Below are 17,775 nucleotides of genomic sequence, written 5' to 3' on the forward strand. Positions count from 1 at the left end.
CAGCCGGCACAGGCGCTCTCAGGATCGCAGCAGCGAGCTCAGCGGTTCCAGGGCGCGATCGTCGGGGCGTGCCTGCCTGAGCGCTTCGACCAGCGCGTACCGCGCAGCCTCGCCGCCCTCGCCGCAGACATACCCTGCGATCGCCCACAAGTGATCACGCGCGACGTTGTGGTCCGCGATCGGCAGAAACCGATCCGATCTCATGTGGATCTGCATGTCCCGTACGATCCCCTGGCGGAATCCGTGGCTTCCCATGTCCTGGAAGGCCTCCATCGCCTCGACGAGGCGGGCCTGGTCGGACAGCGGCTCACTGATCCGACAGGCTCCGGCCAGAATGGCCACCACCTCGTCCAGATCGGCCGGGGTCCAGGTCGCCGCGAGGAGACGGGTCCGCGCTGCCACGAGCGAGGCTCTCAGCCCCAGGCGGGCAGGGAACTCGGCGACCAGGGACCTCAGCTCCTCGACCGCCGCCGGAGTTCCGCAGCGGCTCAGCACCACGGGAAGCGACTCCCGCCACTCGGCCAGTTCCATCTCGGGGGTGACCACGTGGACCCCGAGCGGGCGGGAGTACTCATCCTGGGCGAAGTGCCTGTCGAGCCAGCGGTAGAGCCGACCCAGGCCGCGCTCGTCGACGACCTCCTCCATGTATCCCCGCTCGGAACGCCCGGCGCAGGCGAACGCGAAGGCCCGGCTGAAGGGCTCCGACGCGTCGACCAGGCCCTCGACCTTGGACCAGCCGTCGGCCCCGTCGACCCGCACGAGCGAGCACGCGGCAAGGACGGGAAGTCGGAGGTCCCCGGACTCTCCGGAAACGACGACGGGGCCGAGTGCGTACTCGGCGACCGATCGTGCGAAGGGACTGCCCGCGGCGAGAAGGCCGGTGAGAAGTGCAGACCATGTACGCACCAGTGCCGACCGGCTCTCCGCCTCTCTCGCCAATGCCTTCTCCGAGAGCGCCAGAACCCCTACCGTTCGGCCGGTAGCGTAGTCCGGCCAGAAGGTGGCGGACAGCAGAGCCAGCAGGTCCTCCATGGTCCCCGTCACGTCGGGAGACCAGGTCGCCTCGATCCTCTCCAGCACCAGAGGTTGGCTTCCCTCACCGAGCTGTGCCTCGGCAAGCGTCCGGATCGCTCGACTCAGCCCGAGTGGGACATGGTCCGCCGCTTTCCGAAGAAGCTCTGCCCGGGGCCCGGAGAAGTCGCACCACGGGTCCACGATCGCGCCGACCCACGCATCCCAGCGGTCGGGTTCGAGCTCTTCCAGCCTGCCTGTGCGGTGGAGCAGGGCCAACGACAGGAAGCCCGCCCAGGCCCGCTTGTCTTCCGTCCCCGAACCGAGCCATTCGTCGGAATGATCGTTCTCACGCCGCAGGAACTCCAGGGCACACGCCGGCAGGGAGGCGAGTTCCTCCTCGCTGAAGACCGAACAGCCCGGCCAGTCGGTGATGTCACAGTCGAAGCGCCGAGGGCCGTTCCCACTGCTCGGGTCACGCTGCAGGTTCCAGAGAAGCTTCCAGAAACTGTCGGTGTCGTGGGCTCTCGACATCTCCAGTCGTGCGCGCTGTTCCACCACGAACCTCGCGCTCTCCGGCCACCGCGCCGCGGCCGAGCCGCGGTCGTTCCGGCGCCACGCCTTCGCGAGCTCGCCGTGGATCTCGATCGGCTGGAAGAACCACTCCAGGTACGGCCATGCGGGGTTGCCCTGACTACGGTAGGCAAGGTCGAAATGTTCTCGGCTCTGCTGGTCGAAGAGGACCTCTGCCAGGTGTGCGTGGGCTTCCGCCAGCGCAGCGCTCCCGGTGCACGCGGCCGCCCGGTCGAGCGCCCAGGCGAAGTCCTCCGCATCAAGCAGCGTCATCCGGTCGCCGTGGAGTCCTTCGCGTTGCAGCAACGACGAGCGGCCGGCCTCCCACTCGCGCACGACGAGCCACGAGAAGTACCTCATGTTCTGTTCTTCTTCGAGTCCGCAGACGATCATGGCCGAGGCGAGCTCACGTCGCAGATCCCGTACCGCGGTGGGCTCCGAGCCTTCCACAGTGACGGGGTTCAAGACCGTCGGAAGCGCGGTTCGCGAGTGCCCGGTCAATCGGGTCGTCAGAATCCGGGCAACAGAGGGCAGCAACGAGCCCGCGTCGGATGCGCGCAGTGCCCGGTCGACAACGCCGGACACGAACCTGTCGAATCCCTGCCACTCGCGGTGCCGGGGTGATGCGGCACCATCCGTCGTGCGCTGCACCAGCCATTCCACCAGGCTGTTCACGTCCTCCTCAGGGCAGGCGGCCGCCACACCGGCGACGAAGTGCTCGTAGGCCCCGTAGCGGTCGTCGCTCGGAGCCTCGCCCAGCGCGGCGAGCACCGTCGCCGTGTCGAGCGAACGAGGCCAGAGCAGAGTGAGGAGCGTACCTCGGAGGCCTAGGTCGGGATCCGCTCCCGCAGTCCGGTCGAGCGAGTGCAGGACCTCTCGAAGCGCAGGTGCTGCCAGTTCCGCGTCGCACCCGAACGCCGCCCTGGCCGCCTGTGCCCGGTTCGCGGCCGGCCACTTGGCGTCGGCAGCCAGCTCCAGTAGCGGCACCGCCAGATCAGGTGAAGGGCATTGCTCCGCCAGGTGGAGCGCCACCCGGGCGCGGGCCCACGTCGGCCAGTCCCCGAAGCCCCCGGGGTCCAGGGTGAGTGCCGGAAGAAGCTGGCGAGCGAGCCCGGGGTGTTCGAGGGCCCAACGGCTCCGCTGCCATCTGACATCCCCGAGCTCGACATCGGCGGCACGCTCAAGCAGACGGCCGACGATCAACTCCTTGACCTTGTCCGAGCGGACCAGTCCGCTGTGCACGGTCAGGCTCTCCGGGTCAGCCGCGGCCAACCACTTGACGCGATCGGGGTCCAGCGCCACCATCCAGGCAGCGGTCTCCCGCAGCGACACGGGGATACCGGCAGTCTCCTCGTCCGGCACTCCGACCAGGAACAGACGCCTGAGCGCGCCCTCCGTCACGGATCGGGAGACGAGGTGACGGGCCGTGAGGAAGGCCGCGATCGAAGAGTGCCTGAAGACGAACCTGTCATTGCCACTCGCCGTGAACAGGCCCGACCGAAGCACCTCCTCCGCCACAGCCGGGGTGACGTCGAAGTCCTGGAGGTCCCAAGTCTCAAGCCCTCCGACCACGGTGCCGAAGTCGAGGTCCGTGGGACGCGGCCTCTCCGACAGGAAGCTCCCGGACCAGAGGGAACGCCGGCCCGAAAGCACCAGACGGGCAGCAATGCGACCGGCGACCTCCAGACGCTGGGGCCACGTCGTCGTGGGCGCCGCGAGCCTGAGCCGCTCGGGGTCGTACTCCTGCGCCAACAGCCGGACACCGTCTTTGAACAGCTCGACGGCGCCGCCCCTCAGCCGCCCGCTCTCCCGGTACCTGCGCACGATCAGTTCCAGCGTGAGTGGCACGCTGGCGAGGGCACCCGCACGCAGGGACACGATCTCGGCGATCAGCTCCTCCCCGGGAACACCGGCACTCTCCGCCAGCGCCACGGCGTCGGCGCGCGCCAGTGGCGCAAGGTCGACCAAGGAGCAACGACCGAACGCATCGTGAAGAACGCGAGTGAGACCAGGCGGGTAGTCGCCGGTGCGACACGCGATCAGCAGTCGGAGGCCCCTGACATCCCTCTTCCTCAGCGATCGCTTCAGATAGCCGGGCAGGTTGCGACAGATCTCGCTCTCGTCTGCTTGGTCGATCACGACCGTCAGCGTTCCGCTCGTCCCTGGGCCCGGGCTTGGGCCGGATGCCATGTTCGGCAGTGCGAGCAGGTGCCTCCCCAGGACCTCCTGAAAGGTTTCGGACGTCAGATCCGCTCCGTCGATCCACAGACAACGGTCGTCCTCCTCACCACCCCCGAACGGCTCGTCCAGTACCGGCAGGCCGTCCACGACCGAGCTGAACACCGACGTCTTTCCGGCTCCCGGCTCACCGAGCAGCACGGTCGCGCCCTCCTGCGCCACCTCATCCGGAGAAACGAGCGCACCTGTAGGAGCCTCGGACACGGAAAGCGCGAAGAGGTGGTCGCTGCCCAGGAAGCCGTCATCGTCCAGCGGGAACAGGTCCCCCTCGGGTGAGCTCTCATGCCGGACCCGGCACCAGCGGCGGGCCCGGTGGGTGAAGACCTCGCTCCTCATGGCAGCAGCCGGGACAGTGCGACGAGGGCGCGGTCGTCCGGGCGGGCGGACTCCAGGGCGCGGTGGAGGGCCGCACGGGCGGCGGGAGCGTCCTTGTAAGCGTTCACCCGGCCGACGATCTCTCGTACGTGGTCGCGGGCCACGGGATACTCCGCCGCGAGGAAGGGGTGGGGGAGGTCGAGGATGCGGCCCATGTCGGTGAGGACGTCCTGCCGGAAGGCGGCTCGTGCCATGTCGCCGAAGGCCAGCAGGGCTTCCACCCAGACGGCGTCCGGCCAGACGGCGCCCGGCACGGTCGGCTCGGGGGCCGTGACCGGCGGCCGCGCCGTCGGGCCCGCGTCGGCCTTTCCCACGACGGGGGCGAGGAAGGTGCCGTGGCGGAAGTCGATGTGGTCCCCGCCGTAGCCCGCGGCGGGACGGACCGCGTCCCGGTCGGCTCCGGGGCGGACGGCCCGGTCCGGGCCGCGGGGCGGCAGGTCGTCCGGGTCGAGGTCGCGCAGGATCGCCGCGAGCGCGGCGGCCGCGTTGGCGGCGGCACGGTCCTGGGAGCCGGTGGCGTCGGCCGCCGCCTTTTCGCCGTCGGCGTGGTCGCTGATCCCGCGGACGGTCAGGATGTGCAGGTCGTGCCCGAGCGACGCCGCCGCGGCCACACCCGCGCTCTCCATCTCGACGGCGACCGCGTCGTCGTAGTGCCACCGGATCTGCTCGCGGAGCGGGCTGCCGGGCGCGTTCAGCACCACCTCGCCCGCCACCACCGGCTTGAAGTGCACGGCCGGCACCTCCACCGGCCCGCGGCCCACCGGGCTGCCGGGCCGCTCCGAACTCCCCGACGTGAACCAGGAGTCGTCGCTCAGCGCGTGCCAGGCGTTCTGCTCCAGCAGGTGTGAGACGGCGCCCGGGACGGGGCGCGCCAGGAAGCCGTCGGCGCTGTCCTTGCCCGGGTGGAGGTGGTGCACCTTCGTCGCCACCACGACGTCGCCGATGCGGACATCGGGCTTGAGCCCGCCGGCCACGCCGACGAAGAACAGCGCGTCGGGGCCCAGCCATTGGTGCGCGCGCTCGGCGAGCACGGCGGCCCGGAGGTTCCCCTCGCCCACCCTGGCCAGGACGACCTCCCAGCGCGTGCCGGGAAGGACCCCCGCGACGAACACCGTGCCCGACGGGTGCTGCCGCTTCACCGTACTGCCGAGCAGACCTCGCACCGCGCGGTACTCCACCGGCAGGGCGGTCAGGACGACCGCGGTTCCGGTGCGTCTTTCCGTCATGTCCATCACTCCCGAACACTCCCCTCCCAGCGGCGACTTGGCTTCCCCCGGGATCCTCACACGATAGCCTGACGGGATCACTGCGCCTGCACGGCACCACATGTGACGCGATGTCAGGCGGCGCTGTCGGGGCACCGCTCCGCACACCACACGGACCAGGGGATCGGATGGACTCGAACTGGGCAGTGCTGCTCCGGGTTCTCGCCGCGGCCGCGGCACAGCCGGGGGGCGAGGCGCTCCGGAGACACCTCGCCGCCCTCCTCGGCGACGCGACGGTCGACACCGTCGGCGCGCCCGGCGCAGCGGAGGAGGACGGCCCAGCGGAGGAGGACGGCGCAGCGGACGGGGACGGCGCCGGGCCCCCGGCGGGTGCGGACCCGCTGACGACCGCGCTCGCGGCCCGGGCGGCCGCGGACCCGGACCTCGGCCGGGTGCTCGACGAGTGGGCCGCCCGGCTGCGGGACCTCTCGGCCGGCGACCCGGCATCGGCCGCCGCCCTGGCCGCCCGCCTGGCAGCCGGGACACCGGGCGAGCCCTCCCCCGAACCACCGGACGAACCGTCCCGTTACTCGGGCGACCACGTCGACTTCGGCCACGGCCTCTTCCTCGGCCCCGTGACCGGCAAGACCGAGCAGCACATCCACCTGCACGCCCCCGCGGCGGCGCCGAACGGCCGCACCCCCGTCCGCGTTCCGTCCCGACTACCTCCGGACATCGCCGACTTCACCGGCCGCTCGGAGGACCTGCGCACCCTCGACTCGCTCTCCCGGGCGGCCGACGCGCCCGGAACGACGCCCACCGTGGTCATCTCGGCGATCGACGGCACCCCGGGCGTGGGCAAGACCACCCTCGCCGTGCACTGGGCCCACACCGCCCGCGAACGCTTCCCCGACGGACAGGTCCACCTCAACCTCCAGGGCTACGCACCGACCCCGGCCGTCAAACCGCGCCGCGCCCTCGGCGAGCTGCTCGCCCTGCTCGGGACGCCCGCCGGGGAGATCCCCGGCACGCTCGACGCACGCACCCGCGCGTACCGCGACCGCCTGGCGGACAGGCGGGTCCTGATCGTCCTGGACAACGCCGAGAACGTCGCACAGGTCCGCCCGCTGCTCCCTCTCGCCCCGGGCTGCTGCGTCGTGGTGACCAGCCGCAGCAGGATGGCCGGGCTCGCCGTCCGTGACGGCGCGCGGCTGCTCACCCTCGACGTCCTCACGCCGGAGGAGTCCCTGGCGTTCTTCGCCCGGGTGCTGACGCCGGAGCGGGTCGCCGCGGAGCGCGAGGCGGCGCTCGCGGTCGCGGAACTGTGCGGCCGCCTCCCGCTGGCGCTGCGGATCGCCGCCGTGCGGCTCGCCATGCGGCCGTCCTTCGGCTTCGCGGACGTCCGGGCCGAACTCGGCCCCGAGAGCGAACGGCTGGAGGAACTCTCGCGGGGCTCGGACGAGTACGCCGCCGTCATGCACGTCTTCTCCTGGTCCTACGACAAGCTCTCGCCGCAGCAGCGCCGGGCGTTCCGCCGGCTGGGGCTGCACCGGGGCGCCGTCATCGGCCTGTCCGCCGCCGAGGCGGTCCTGGGCGTGTCACGCCGGGAGGCCCGCGACCTCCTCGACGCGCTGACCGAGGCGCACCTGCTGGAGGCGGAGGCACCCGGCCGGTTCCGCTTCCACGACCTGCTGCGGCTGTACGCCCAGCACCGCTGCCGCGAGGAGGAGTCCGCCCCCGACGCCCACCGGGCGGTGACCCGCCTGCTGACCTGGTACGTGGCGACGGCCGAGAACGCCGACCGCGCCCTCAACGGGGGCCGCGAACAGGTCCTCGCCCCGGTGCCGGTCCCCGAGGACGTCCGGCCCGGGGAGTTCGGCGACGCGGACGCCGCCCTCGCCTGGCTCGACGCCGAGTACGGCAACATCCTGGACGCGGCCGCACAGGCCTCCGGGGCGGGACTGCACGTCCTGTGCTCCCGGGTGCCCATCACGCTCTGGTCGTACTTCCAGCGGCGCAGCCAGTGGCCGGAATGGCTGGAGGTCCAGCGGATCGGCCTCGCCGCCGCCCGCACCGCCGGCGACGGGCCCGCCGAGGCCTGGCTGTTGAGCGGCCTCGGCGACGTCCACGACGACCTGGAGCGGTACGACGAGGCCATCGCCTGCCACACGGAGGCGCTGGAGGCCCACCGCGCCCTCGGGGACCGCCGGGGGGAGGCGACGGACCTCAACAACCTGGGCGTCAGCCTGGACAACGCCGAGCGCTACGCGGAGGCCATCGAGCACTACGCCCTCGCCGAGCCCCTCTTCGCCGCCCTCGCCGATCCGAGCGGGCAGGCCATGGCGCTCAACAACATGGGCGCCGCGTACATGGTCATGGGCGATCTGGACCGGGCCGCCGACAGCTACCGCCGGTCGCTGGAGATCCGGCGCGGGGCGGGCGACGGCGGCTTCGGCGAGGCGATGACCCTGCACAACCTCGGGGAGGTGCACGAACAGCGCGCGGAGTGGGAGGAGGCCGCGGACGGCTACCGCGCCGCCCTGGCTGTCCACCGGGAGGTGGGCCACCTCCGCGGCGAGGCACGGGCCCTCCACCGGCTCGGCGTGGTCCTCACGGCGCTGGGGCGGCACGACACCGCGCGGGAGAGCTGGGAGCGGGCGCTGGAGATCTTCGAGGACGTCGGGGACGTCGACGCGGACGAGGTGGCCGCGCTCCTCGACGGCGGGGCGGCGGACGGCGGGGCGGCGGACGGCGGCGGCGCACCGGACGGCGGGGCGGCGGACGACGGCGGGGTGGTGTGAGCCGCGCGTGGTCGGCCGGACTGCGGCCCCGACGACTCACCCGCGCACGGCCCGGGTAGGAAGCAGTACCGGGGTCGTCCGGTGGCAGGGCTCGCCGGACCGCCGGCTCGTCGGACCGCCGGCTCGTCGGACTCGTCGGACTCGTCGGAGGGGGAAGGGCATGCTGGGGGAAGCAGGAGCGGGGCAGGGGTCCGCGCCGCCGCCGGGGACCGGGCTGACCGCCGGGCAGTTGCTCCTGGCGGAGTACCAGAGCGTCAAGGACGAGCAGAAGGCCCGCATCGGGTTCCGGGACAACCTCCTGTACGTGACGCTCGCGGCCGTGGCCGGTCTGGTGGCCGTGGCCGCGCAGACGGGGAGGACGCCCGTCCTGCTCGCGCTGCCGCCGGTGTGCGTCGTGCTGGGCTGGACCTACCTGGTGAACGACGAGAAGATCTCGGCGATCGGGCGCTACGTCCGCACCCGGCTCGCCCCACGGCTCGGGGAGCTGGCGGGAGCCGGGGCCGACGGGGCGGTCTTCGGCTGGGAGGACGCCCACCGGAGTGACGCCCGCCACCGGATGCGCAAGATCGTCCAGTGTGCGGTGGACCTGGGCGCCTTCTGCGGGGTGCCGCTGGCCGCCCTCGTCGGCTACTGGGCGGGCGCGGAGCCCCGGGCGCTCCTGCTGGCGCTGTCGGTGGTGGAGGCGGTCGCCGTGGCGGCGCTGGCGGTCCACTTCGTCGTCTACGCCCTGCCCTTCCCCTCCCCGGCGGCGGCCCCGGCACCCGCTCCCCCGCCGTCCCCGGCGGGGTCCTCGGCGGTGCGCCCGGCGCCGGCCGCCGACTGACGGACGCTCCCGCACCGCCCGCACGACGTACGGGTCCCCGGCCGGCCGCCGGTTGGGGGGCCGTCAGGGATCGGGGGCGGGCTGCGCGGCGGACAGGAAGCCGAGGAGGTCGAACGGCCCCCGCGCCGGGAGCGCGCGGCGGTGCAGGGCGGCCAGCATGGCGGCGACCGCGGTGGTGACCGGGGTGCCGCCGGCCCGCTGTTCGACCCAGTGCCAGTCGCCGTCGGGGTTGACCTCCAGGAAGACCGGCGTTCCGGCGCTGACGAGGAAGTCGAACGCCCCGTAGTGGAGCGACATCGCGGCGGCCAGCGTCCTGGTGGCGGCGGCCACCGCGGGCGGCGCCGTGACGGGGTGCACCCCGACCCGCCCGGGTGCCGTCCAGGGGTCGGCCGGCGCCGTCTTGGCGACGCGGAAGGCGTGCAGCCGCCCCGCCGCGTAGTAGACGCGCAGCTCCTCCTCGTGCTCGACGTACTCCTGCACGACGACGGGCGGGCCGGGGCCGGGGCCCGGGTCCGCGGAGGGGTCGTCGCGCTCCACGACGGTGGGGAAGATCCCGTTCAGCAGGCCCGGCTCCGGTTCCACGAAGTGGTGGTGGGCCGCCTTGACGACCAGCCGCGGGCAGTCGAACTCGCCCCGGGCGCGGTGCGGGTCGGTGGTCAGCAGGGTGCGCGGGACGGCGATCCGGTGGCGCCGGGCGAGCTCCAGCTGGGCGAGCAGCCCCGGCCGGGTCGCGCGGAGCGCCGTCCCGGAGACCGCCGCCAGCTGGTCGGCCGCGGCCTGCCAGGACTCGCGCAGGAACACCGTGCGGGCCGGCTCCCCCGTGCTCCCGATCGCGGACGCCGAGAAGTGCCTGATCCACGTCACGGTGGGGGTCAGCCGGCGGCCGTTGAGCCGGACCGTCCGGCGCTCGGGGTCGACGAGCAGGTCGGCGGCGCCGAGCTCGTCGGCGTTCAGCCGGGCCGACCGGACGCCCGCCGCGCCCAGCAGCGCCTGCACCCGTTCCAGGCCGCTGTCGCAGGCACGGCTGAGCAGCAGCACGGCCGGGACCGGACGGGGCCGGGCGTCGACGGTGCGGCCCGGCGGGGAGGGCCGGGCCGCCTGGGGGAGCTGGGCGAGGAAGGCCGCGAGGCCGTCGGCCATCGCGGTCAGCCCCTGCCCTCGACCCGGCCGCGGTGGCGGTGGCGGTGACCGTAGGGGTGGCGGCGGTCGGCGGCACCGGCCCGGCGGAGGCGACCGGCGGCGTCAGGCACGGCCGTCGCCGAGCAGTTCGTCCGCCATGGTCAGGAGCTTGGTCACCGTCGCGGCCACCTGTTCGGACGCCAGCGGCAGCCGTTCCGCGACCCTCCGCAGCAGCACCAGGTCCGGCTGCGGGGGCGCGGACCTCGCCGCCTCCGCCCGGGCGGCGCGGTCCGCGTCCAGGGAGCGGAGCCGGACGATCAGCTCCAGCACCGTCGCCATCTCGGTGGCCAGCAGCCCCAGGGAGGCCATGTCCCCGAGGTCGCACCGCTCGCGGCTGTCACGGTCCAGCACCGACAGCACGCCGATGCAGTCGCCGTCGCAGATGAGCGGCGCGGCCATGATGCTGCGCGGCACGTAGCCGGTGGACTCCGCCGCGCTCCGGGCGAACTGGGGGCTGTCCGCCACGTCGTCGATCACCACCGGCTGGCCGGACAGCATCGCCCAGCCGGCGATGCCCGTCCCGCTCGGGAAGCTCGTCCCGAGCAGGGTGTGCTCGCCCTCGCCGGCGACCGCCTCGAAGACCAGGTCCCCACTGTCCTGGTCCACCAGGAGTACGGAGGCGGCCGCGGCGCCGAAGACGCTGCGGGCGACCTCCACGATCGACTGGAGCAGTCTTCGTTGCGGGATGTCGGCACCCTCCAGGGGGTCAGTCGACACGCGCACCTCCCTCGGGTACGGCTACGTTCTCGGCGGCCAGGTAGAGGACGGACTTGAGCTGGAACGGCGTGAGCGCGCGGTGCTTGCTGAGGATCAGCGCGCAGATGCCCGCGATGTGCGGTGTGGCGAAGCTGTTGCCGGTGCTGAGCAGGCGGCGGCCGCCCGGCCCGGCCACCGGGACCCGGACGCCCCGTGCGTAGAACTCGACCGGCGGCGACGGGTTGTAGTAGTAGGTCATCGGGCTGGGACTGTCGTGGCTGGCCACCGAGATGACCGAGGCGAACGGCCACGGGTAGCTGTGGACCGGCATGTTGTGCGCCGACGCGACGATGACGCAGCGCCGGAAGTACGCGGCGTCCGACAGGTCGCGCAGCGCGTCGCGGAACGCCGGTTTCGTCGTCGAGAGGCTCATGTTGATGACGTCGAAACCCTCGTCGATGGCCCAGGTCAGCCCGGCCAGCAGGGCCGCGCCGCTGCCGTGTCCACCGCCGGACAGCACCCGCACCGAGGTCAGCGACACGGCGGGGGCGATGGCCCTGATCACGCTCGCACAGGCGGTGCCGTGCCCCGCCGGGTCGCCCGGTTCGGTCGGGGTGACGACGAGTTCGCCGTCCTCGCCCTTGACGACGTCCATGGCGCGGTCGAGCCCGCCGACGAGCGGGTGGTCGGCGTCCACGCCGCTGTCGAGCACGCAGACGCGGACACCGGAGCCGTCCGCGTCGCCCCACGCCCACTCCCGGGTGACCTCGGCGAGCGGGCTGACGGCGAACGGCTCCTGCGGCACCACGGAGACGGGCATGCTCCACGCGGGTACACCGGGGAAGTGGTCGCGCGGCGGGCGGCGCCAGGGCGGGAGGTCAGTCATCGGCCCCGGCCTCCTCCCCCGGCCCGGCGGCGCCGGCCGGCCCGGCGGCGCCGACCCCGGTGCCCGGCCCGCCGTCCGCCGCTCCGCCGTCCGCCGCTCCGCCGGCCGTCCCCGGCTCGTGGGCGGCGAGCCACTCCCGGACCCGTCCGGCGGGAAGTGCGGCGCCCTTCGCCTCGAACATGCGCAATGCCTCAGCCCCTTCAGCCCTCGCGCGTTCCGTCATCCCGGCCGCTTCGAGCACGACCGCCAGGTCGAGGAGCGTCTCCCCGGTCAGGCACAGGTCGTCGCACCGGGCCACCAGGGTCCGCGCCGCCACGGCCTGGGCGACCGCCTCCTCGTGACGGCCCAGGACCGAGGCGAGCCGGCCGCGCAGCGCGGCCTCGCCCAGCCGCGCCCGCAGACCCGCCCCCTCGGCGTCCCCGACCCCGGCGCCACCGGCCTCACCGGCCTCACCGGCCTCACCGGCACCATCGCCGTGCCCGGGCGGGTCGAGCCGGTCGAGGGCGGACCCGGCGGCGGCGGTCCGGCCCTGGGCGAACAGCTCCCGGGCGATCGCGACCTCGGTGTTCCGGGTGTCGGTCGCGTGCTCCGAGGTGCGGAGCACGCTCAGGCTCTGCCGGTACCGCGCCTCGGCCACGTCGTGCGCACCGGCCAGCGACTCCACGAAACCGGCGGTGTCCAGCACCACCGCGTCGGCCAGGTCGGCGTGGACGTCACGCGAGTAGGTCAGCGCCTCCGCCACGGTGCGCCGGGCGCCGTCCAGGTCGCCGCCGAGGGCCTCCAGGTGCGCCCTGGTCACCAGGACCGGGATGAGCAGCGACCGGCTCGCCGCGAACCGTGTGCCGAGCGCCGAGCAGAGCTTCAGTCCGGCGGCCACCGGCATCGGCGTCCACTGCGCCAACTCGCAGACGGCGCAGAGCAGTCGGTCCTCGTGGTAGCCGTCCCCCAGGGCCCGCGCCCGGGACAGCGCGCGGCCGAACGACTCCGCCGCCGACGCCGCTCGTTCGGCGACGAGTTCGAGATGGGCGAGCAGTTCGTGCAGCCGGCACCAGCTGAGGTCGTCCTCGGGATCGTGCTCCAGCTCCGCCGCGATCCGCGCCGCGTCCGCCGCCACGGAGGCGGGTGGTGCGAGCCCCAGCCGGAGCGCGACGATCCCGCGCTGGACCGCCAGGGTGACCGCGGACCGGCGGTCACCCGGCAGCGCGGCCTGCGCCGCCGCGAGCGCGGACCGGCACCGCCCCTCGTCCTGGAGCCAGATCCCGGCGTCGCAGACATGCAGCGCGAGCGCCGTGTGGCGGGGATCGCCCGACGGCAGCAGATCCCTTGCCCGCTCCAGGAGTTGGACGGCCGCCGGCAGGTCCTTGCGGGCCAGCGCGTGCATGCCCTCGGCGATCAGGATGTCCGCCGCCGCCCCGGCCAGCCGCGGCAGCTGCGGGTCCCCCGGCCGCAGTTGGCGGCGCAGCCGGCAGGTCGCCTCGACGTGGTAGGCCACGGCCATCGCGTCCTGCGGCAGCTCCCCGGCGTACCGCTCGGCGAGGAAGTCGTGCCAGCGCTCGCGCCGGGTCTTCGGGGTGAACTCGTAGGCGGTGTCGCGCAGCAGGGCCTGGGCGAAGCGGAAGGAGCCGGCCGGGCCGCGTTCGAGGAACCGCCGCCGGACCAGCCGCGCCGTCGCCCCGTCCGACTCGGCGGGGCCGATGCCGTCCGCCTCGGCCATCACGCACAGCAGCTCCCGGGTGAACTCGCGCCCGATCACGGCGGCCAGCTCCAGCAGCCCCCGCTCGGTGGCGGGCAGTTGGTCCAGCCGGGCGCCCAGCATCGCCTGGATCGTGGGCGGGACGTGCGTACCGGGGGCGGTCTCGGCGAACACGTCCATGAGCTGCTCGGCGAAGAGCGGGTTGCCGTCACACAGGGTGGCGACCCGGGTGTTGACCTCCTGGAGATCCTGCGGATAGACGTCGCCGACCAGCGCCAGCTCCCCCACCAGGGAGGCGATCTGATCGTCCGTCATCGGACCGAGTTCGAGCGTCGTCGCACCGGGCTTCCCGCCGCCCCATCCGCTGCGGGCCTCCAGGAGTTCGGGCCGGGCGACGCACAACAGCAGGACGGGGACACCGCGCAGCCAGGTGGCGACCTCGTCGATCAGGTTCAGCAGGGTCTCCTCCGACCAATGCAGGTCGTCCCAGACCATGACCACCGACCGTTCGCGGCCGAGGACCTCCAGGAGGTGCCGCACCGCCCACGCGATGTCGTCGACACCGGCCTGACCGGAACTCCCCTCCTGGTCCACGATCGTGCCGAGCGTGCGCGCCGCCAGGCCGTGCGACGGCGCCGCCGGTGCGCCGCCCCCGGTGCGCGCGGAGTCGTCCTCCAGCAGCCGGGTGAGCGCCGGCCAGCCGCCGGGGAGCGAGCCCAGCATCTCGGCCAGCGGCCGGTAGGTGATCCCCCGGCCGTAGGCGGAGCAGCGTCCGGCGAGCACGGTGACCTCGCCGTCCGGCAGGGACGCGAGGAACTCCCTTACCAGGCGCGACTTTCCTATGCCGGGCACGCCGACGACGGTGGCGAGGCAGACCTGTCGGCGCTGCCGGGAGCGCCGGAAGCCGCGTTCCAGCTCCTCCAGCTCGTCGGTACGGCCGATGAACGGGGTGACCGGCCCGGAGAGGTCGGCCGCCGGCTCCGGGGCGGTCACCCGCCAGGCGGGCACCGGGCGGGCCTTGCCCTTCACCTGCAGCGGAGCGACCGGCTCGATGCCGACCTGCCAGCGCACCATCGCGGCCGTGTCCGCGCACAGCAGCACCTCGCCCGGCCGGGCGGCCGTCTGCAGCCTGGCGGCCGTGTTGACGGAGTCGCCGACGACGCGGAAGTCGTCCCCGGGTCTGGTGATCACCACGACGTTGCCGGTGCAGATGCCGGCCCGCGCCTCCAGCTTCACCTGGTACCGGGCGCCGAGTTCGGCGGTGAGGCCGGCCAGAGCCGCGAGCGCGCCGTTGGCGGCCCGCACCGCCCGGACCGCGTCGTCCTCGCGGGCCACCGTGGCACCGAAGGCGGCGAGGATCGCGTCGCCGATGAACTTCTCGACCACGCCGCCGTGTTCGGCGATGCAGGCACCGCAGCTCGCGAAGTAGCGGTCCATGACCTGCCGCAGCGGCTCCGGGTCCAGCCGCTCGGCGAGGGCGGTCGAGCCGACGATGTCCAGGAACAGCATGGACACCTTCCGGCGCGTCTCGCGCGGCGCGGCCGCGACGGCCGTGAGCGGCGTGCCGCAGCCGGCGCAGAACCGGTCCGACTCGCCCGCCTGTCGGCCGCACGTGGAGCAGGTCACGGTGCGCCCTCCGGGGCGGGCGCGGACGGCGGCGCGGCGGAAGGGGCGGGGGTGGTGGGGGTGGTGGCCGAGGCCGGTCCGGCGGGGGCCGCGGGTGCGGCGGGCGCGGCGGAGGCCGTGGGCGGCGCGGCGGGCTCCGGCTCCTGCCCCGGCTCCTGCCCCGCGGTCTGCTCGGTCCCCTGCTCCGCCGCCGGCGCGGCCTTCGCGGGCAGGGCGGCCGTGTCGGGGAGGGCGATCCGTGCGTAGACCCCGGCCAGGATCACGATCACCCCGGACGCCGCGAAGATCGTGTCGATCGGGCCGAACCGCTGGCCGGCCAGCGTGCCCGAGAAGTCCCGCAGCCCGCTGCCGGCGAGCCAGCCGGACAGTACGGCGGCCAGCATCGCGGCCAGCCGGGTCACCGGGTAGAACACCGCGACCACCCGGCCCCGGAACTCCTGGGGCGTGGCCGCCAGCAGCAGCGGCGACATGGCGGTGTTCAGCATGGTGAGCGGGAGGACGAAGACGAAGAGCAGCGTCACGGCGGCGGGGAACCCGGTCTGGCGGGAGTACAGGAGCAGCAGGCCGCCGCTCACCATCAGACCGATCCAGGTGGTCCGCCGGGCGCCGATCCACTGGACCACCCGGCCCGCCGCCAGCGCGCCCACGATGCCGCCGACCCCCATCGCCATGCCGAGGTAGCCGTACAGCTCGGCGGAGGCGTGCAGGTTCCGGGTGGCGAAGAAGATGTTCAGGGTGTTCAGGGCGCCGATGCCGAGCTGGCCGATCACGGCGAACAGCAGCAGCGCCACCAGGAAGCCGCTGCGCCGGAAGAACCGCAGGCCCTCCAGGAACTCCTTGACCAGGCCGGGCCGTTCGGCGGCCTTCCGGCCCGCCTTCGAAGCCTGTCCGGCCTGCCCGGCCGTCCCGGACTGCGCGCCCTCAGCGGCGGGTGTTCGTTCCCGGCCGGCCGGCGGCGGCACGTCCACCGAGCGGATGGCGATGTACGACACCAGGTAGGAGACGGCGTTGAACATCAGCGCCCACTGCAGGCCGACGGTGAACAGCAGCGGCGCGGCGAGCGGCGGGCCGATGATCCAGGCGGTCTGCCCGGTCGCCTGGGCGATGCCGGCCGCTCGCGCGCGGTCGGCGTCCCCGGTGACGAGTTCCGCGATGACCGAGAACCGTGCCGGTGTGAAGAACTGGCTGGCCGCGTTCAGGACCAGCACGGTCACGTAGATCAGACCGAGCCACACCCCGATCGGCAGGTCGCCGGCCGGGAGGAAGGAGACGGCGGTCAGCAGCGCGACCAGCCCGCCGCGGATCGCCTCGGTGCCGAGCATCGTCGCGCGCTTGTCCCAGCGGTCCACGAACACGCCCGCGAAGGGGCCGACGAACAGCACGGCGATGCTGGTCGCCAGCACGACGCCGCTGACCGCCTGCGGCGCCCACGGCTTCCCCTTGGCCAGCTCGGTGGCCACCCACAGGACCAGGGTGGTGGAGAAGACGGCGTCCCCGACGGAGGAGACGGCCTGCCCGAACCAGAGGCGGGTGTAGCTGGGGTCGATGAGCATCAGCCGTGGTCTCATGAGGCGCGCTCCGGCAGGACGGGCCGCGGTGGGACGGGCCGCAGTGGGACGGACCGCGGTGGGACGGACCCGGGCCGGGCGGGCTCCGACAGCGCCGGCTGCTCCGGCCCGGCGGGCCTCGTCGGAAGGGTGGTCTCCGGCCGGAGGAGGAGCGTCATGAGCGCGGTCACCAGGGTCGTGTGGTACGCCTTCGCGAAGAAGGACCCGGCCGGTTCGGCGTCCGCCGCCGCGGTGGCCGCCGACCTCCCGGGGAGCGCGCCGTCCGGCCGCTGGGCCCGGGCCAGGCAGTCGACGGCGGCGCGGCCCCAGGGGGTGCCCAACGGGTCGAGGCCCAGGCAGACCTGGGTCATCACGAGCTCGGCGGCCAGGTCCCACCAGTCGTGCCGCACGGAGTGCTCCAGCAGCCGGCGGACCAGCTCCGCCGCGTCCGCGAGGGCCTTCCCGGAGAGCCCGGAGGCGGTCCGGCCGAAGTCGCTGAAGTAGAAGCTGGAGTGCGTGAGTGCGTATGCCTCCGGCACGGTGACCGGCGCCGCGCCCGGGTCCGCACCGCCCGCACCGCCCGCACCGCCCGCGCGATCCGTGCGGTCCGCCAGCTCGGCGGGCAGCCGGACGAGGAAGTTCCGCCCGAGCAGCTCCTCGTAGGGTTCGATGGTGTGCGGCACCCCCGCCTTGTCCGCGTAGTGCCGCAGCTCCAGCCGCTGGTAGGGCGACGTCCCGTGCGGTGACAGGCCGTCGGGGGCCAGCCGGGCGAGCGCGGCGCGGCAGGCCGCGGTGTCGGTCCCGCCGGGCGCCAGCGCGGCGCCGACCAGGGCGTACTGGACGGCGCACCGCGGGTCGGCGGTGAGCAGCCGCGGGAGGTCCGGGTGCTGCCAGACCGTCCGGAGCACCGCGGTCGCCCTGCCGAGGCGGGAGTCGTCCGCTCCCGCGCGGCGGGCCCACAGGTGGCAGAGCAGCGCGAGTTCCAGCGCGGCCTTCGCCCTCCCGTGCTCCGCGGGGCGGGCGGGCGCCGCGTACGGGTCGAAGTGGTCCAGGTGCCGCCCCAGCCAGGCGAGCGTGCCGGCGGACAGCCGGTCGAGGTCCGATGGTGTGGTGGCCGGCATG

General features: G+C 74.0%; 10 protein-coding genes. 2 read left to right on the plus strand and 8 right to left on the minus strand.

What is annotated here, in order from left to right; translation table 11 throughout:
• Window positions 1-18: 18 nt before the first annotated feature.
• A complete protein-coding gene (locus OG550_RS02845) occupies window positions 19-4,158 on the minus strand; it encodes an NACHT domain-containing protein (protein WP_327674124.1) in 4,140 nt (1,379 codons plus the stop codon).
• Window positions 4,155-5,423: a 5'-methylthioadenosine/S-adenosylhomocysteine nucleosidase family protein gene (locus OG550_RS02850; RefSeq protein WP_327674126.1), complete on the minus strand. Its 1,269-nt coding sequence runs from the start codon at window positions 5,421-5,423 to the stop codon at window positions 4,155-4,157. The genes OG550_RS02845 and OG550_RS02850 overlap by 4 nt, the downstream gene beginning before the upstream one ends.
• 167 nt (window positions 5,424-5,590) lie before the next feature.
• Here OG550_RS02850 and OG550_RS02855 point away from each other — a divergent pair, with 167 nt between their 5' ends.
• Window positions 5,591-8,203, plus strand: coding sequence for an ATP-binding protein (locus OG550_RS02855; protein ID WP_327674128.1), 2,613 nt, complete (start codon window positions 5,591-5,593; stop codon window positions 8,201-8,203).
• A 160-nt stretch (window positions 8,204-8,363) separates the two neighbouring features.
• The gene (locus OG550_RS02860; protein ID WP_327674129.1) at window positions 8,364-9,026 is read left to right on the plus strand and encodes a hypothetical protein; all 663 of its coding nucleotides are present in this window, start codon (window positions 8,364-8,366) and stop codon (window positions 9,024-9,026) included.
• Window positions 9,027-9,089: 63 nt separating this feature from the next.
• Here the strand turns inward: OG550_RS02860 and OG550_RS02865 are convergent, their stop codons facing one another.
• The 6 genes from OG550_RS02865 to OG550_RS02890 all read right to left on the minus strand — a co-directional run bounded on the left by OG550_RS02865 (window position 9,090) and on the right by OG550_RS02890 (window position 17,774).
• Complete coding sequence (locus OG550_RS02865) at window positions 9,090-10,166, minus strand: hypothetical protein (protein WP_327674131.1); 1,077 nt, start codon at window positions 10,164-10,166, stop codon at window positions 9,090-9,092.
• Between the two features lie 102 nt (window positions 10,167-10,268).
• Window positions 10,269-10,922 (minus strand): GAF domain-containing protein, encoded by a 654-nt coding sequence (locus OG550_RS02870; protein ID WP_327674133.1) that lies wholly within the window; start codon window positions 10,920-10,922, stop codon window positions 10,269-10,271.
• A complete protein-coding gene (locus tag OG550_RS02875; protein ID WP_327674135.1) occupies window positions 10,912-11,787 on the minus strand; it encodes a S8 family serine peptidase in 876 nt (291 codons plus the stop codon). Before OG550_RS02875 ends, OG550_RS02870 begins: the two co-directional genes overlap by 11 nt.
• Window positions 11,780-15,106 (minus strand): ATP-binding protein, encoded by a 3,327-nt coding sequence (locus OG550_RS02880; protein WP_327674137.1) that lies wholly within the window; start codon window positions 15,104-15,106, stop codon window positions 11,780-11,782. The genes OG550_RS02875 and OG550_RS02880 overlap by 8 nt, the downstream gene beginning before the upstream one ends.
• Window positions 15,103-16,674 (minus strand): MFS transporter, encoded by a 1,572-nt coding sequence (locus tag OG550_RS02885; RefSeq protein WP_442905916.1) that lies wholly within the window; start codon window positions 16,672-16,674, stop codon window positions 15,103-15,105. The genes OG550_RS02880 and OG550_RS02885 overlap by 4 nt, the downstream gene beginning before the upstream one ends.
• Window positions 16,671-17,774 carry a DUF6895 family protein gene (locus tag OG550_RS02890; RefSeq protein WP_327674140.1) on the minus strand — a complete coding sequence of 368 codons (1,104 nt, stop codon included), beginning with the start codon at window positions 17,772-17,774 and terminating at the stop codon, window positions 16,671-16,673. Before OG550_RS02890 ends, OG550_RS02885 begins: the two co-directional genes overlap by 4 nt.
• Window position 17,775: the final 1 nt, after the last annotated feature.

This window comes from Kitasatospora sp. NBC_00458, from assembly GCF_036013975.1.
Classification (GTDB): Bacteria; Actinomycetota; Actinomycetes; order Streptomycetales; family Streptomycetaceae; genus Kitasatospora.

What these genes read in the sequence shown, in the direction of transcription:
- OG550_RS02845 (WP_327674124.1), bottom strand. Translation starts at nt 4,158, where the DNA reads ATGAGGAGCGAGGTCTTCACCCACCGGGCCCGCCGCTGGTGCCGGGTC.
- OG550_RS02850 (WP_327674126.1), bottom strand. Translation starts at nt 5,423, where the DNA reads ATGACGGAAAGACGCACCGGAACCGCGGTCGTCCTGACCGCCCTGCCG.
- OG550_RS02855 (WP_327674128.1), top strand. Translation starts at nt 5,591, where the DNA reads ATGGACTCGAACTGGGCAGTGCTGCTCCGGGTTCTCGCCGCGGCCGCG.
- OG550_RS02860 (WP_327674129.1), top strand. Translation starts at nt 8,364, where the DNA reads ATGCTGGGGGAAGCAGGAGCGGGGCAGGGGTCCGCGCCGCCGCCGGGG.
- OG550_RS02865 (WP_327674131.1), bottom strand. Translation starts at nt 10,166, where the DNA reads ATGGCCGACGGCCTCGCGGCCTTCCTCGCCCAGCTCCCCCAGGCGGCC.
- OG550_RS02875 (WP_327674135.1), bottom strand. Translation starts at nt 11,787, where the DNA reads ATGACTGACCTCCCGCCCTGGCGCCGCCCGCCGCGCGACCACTTCCCC.
- OG550_RS02885 (WP_442905916.1), bottom strand. Translation starts at nt 16,674, where the DNA reads ATGAGACCACGGCTGATGCTCATCGACCCCAGCTACACCCGCCTCTGG.
- OG550_RS02890 (WP_327674140.1), bottom strand. Translation starts at nt 17,774, where the DNA reads ATGCCGGCCACCACACCATCGGACCTCGACCGGCTGTCCGCCGGCACG.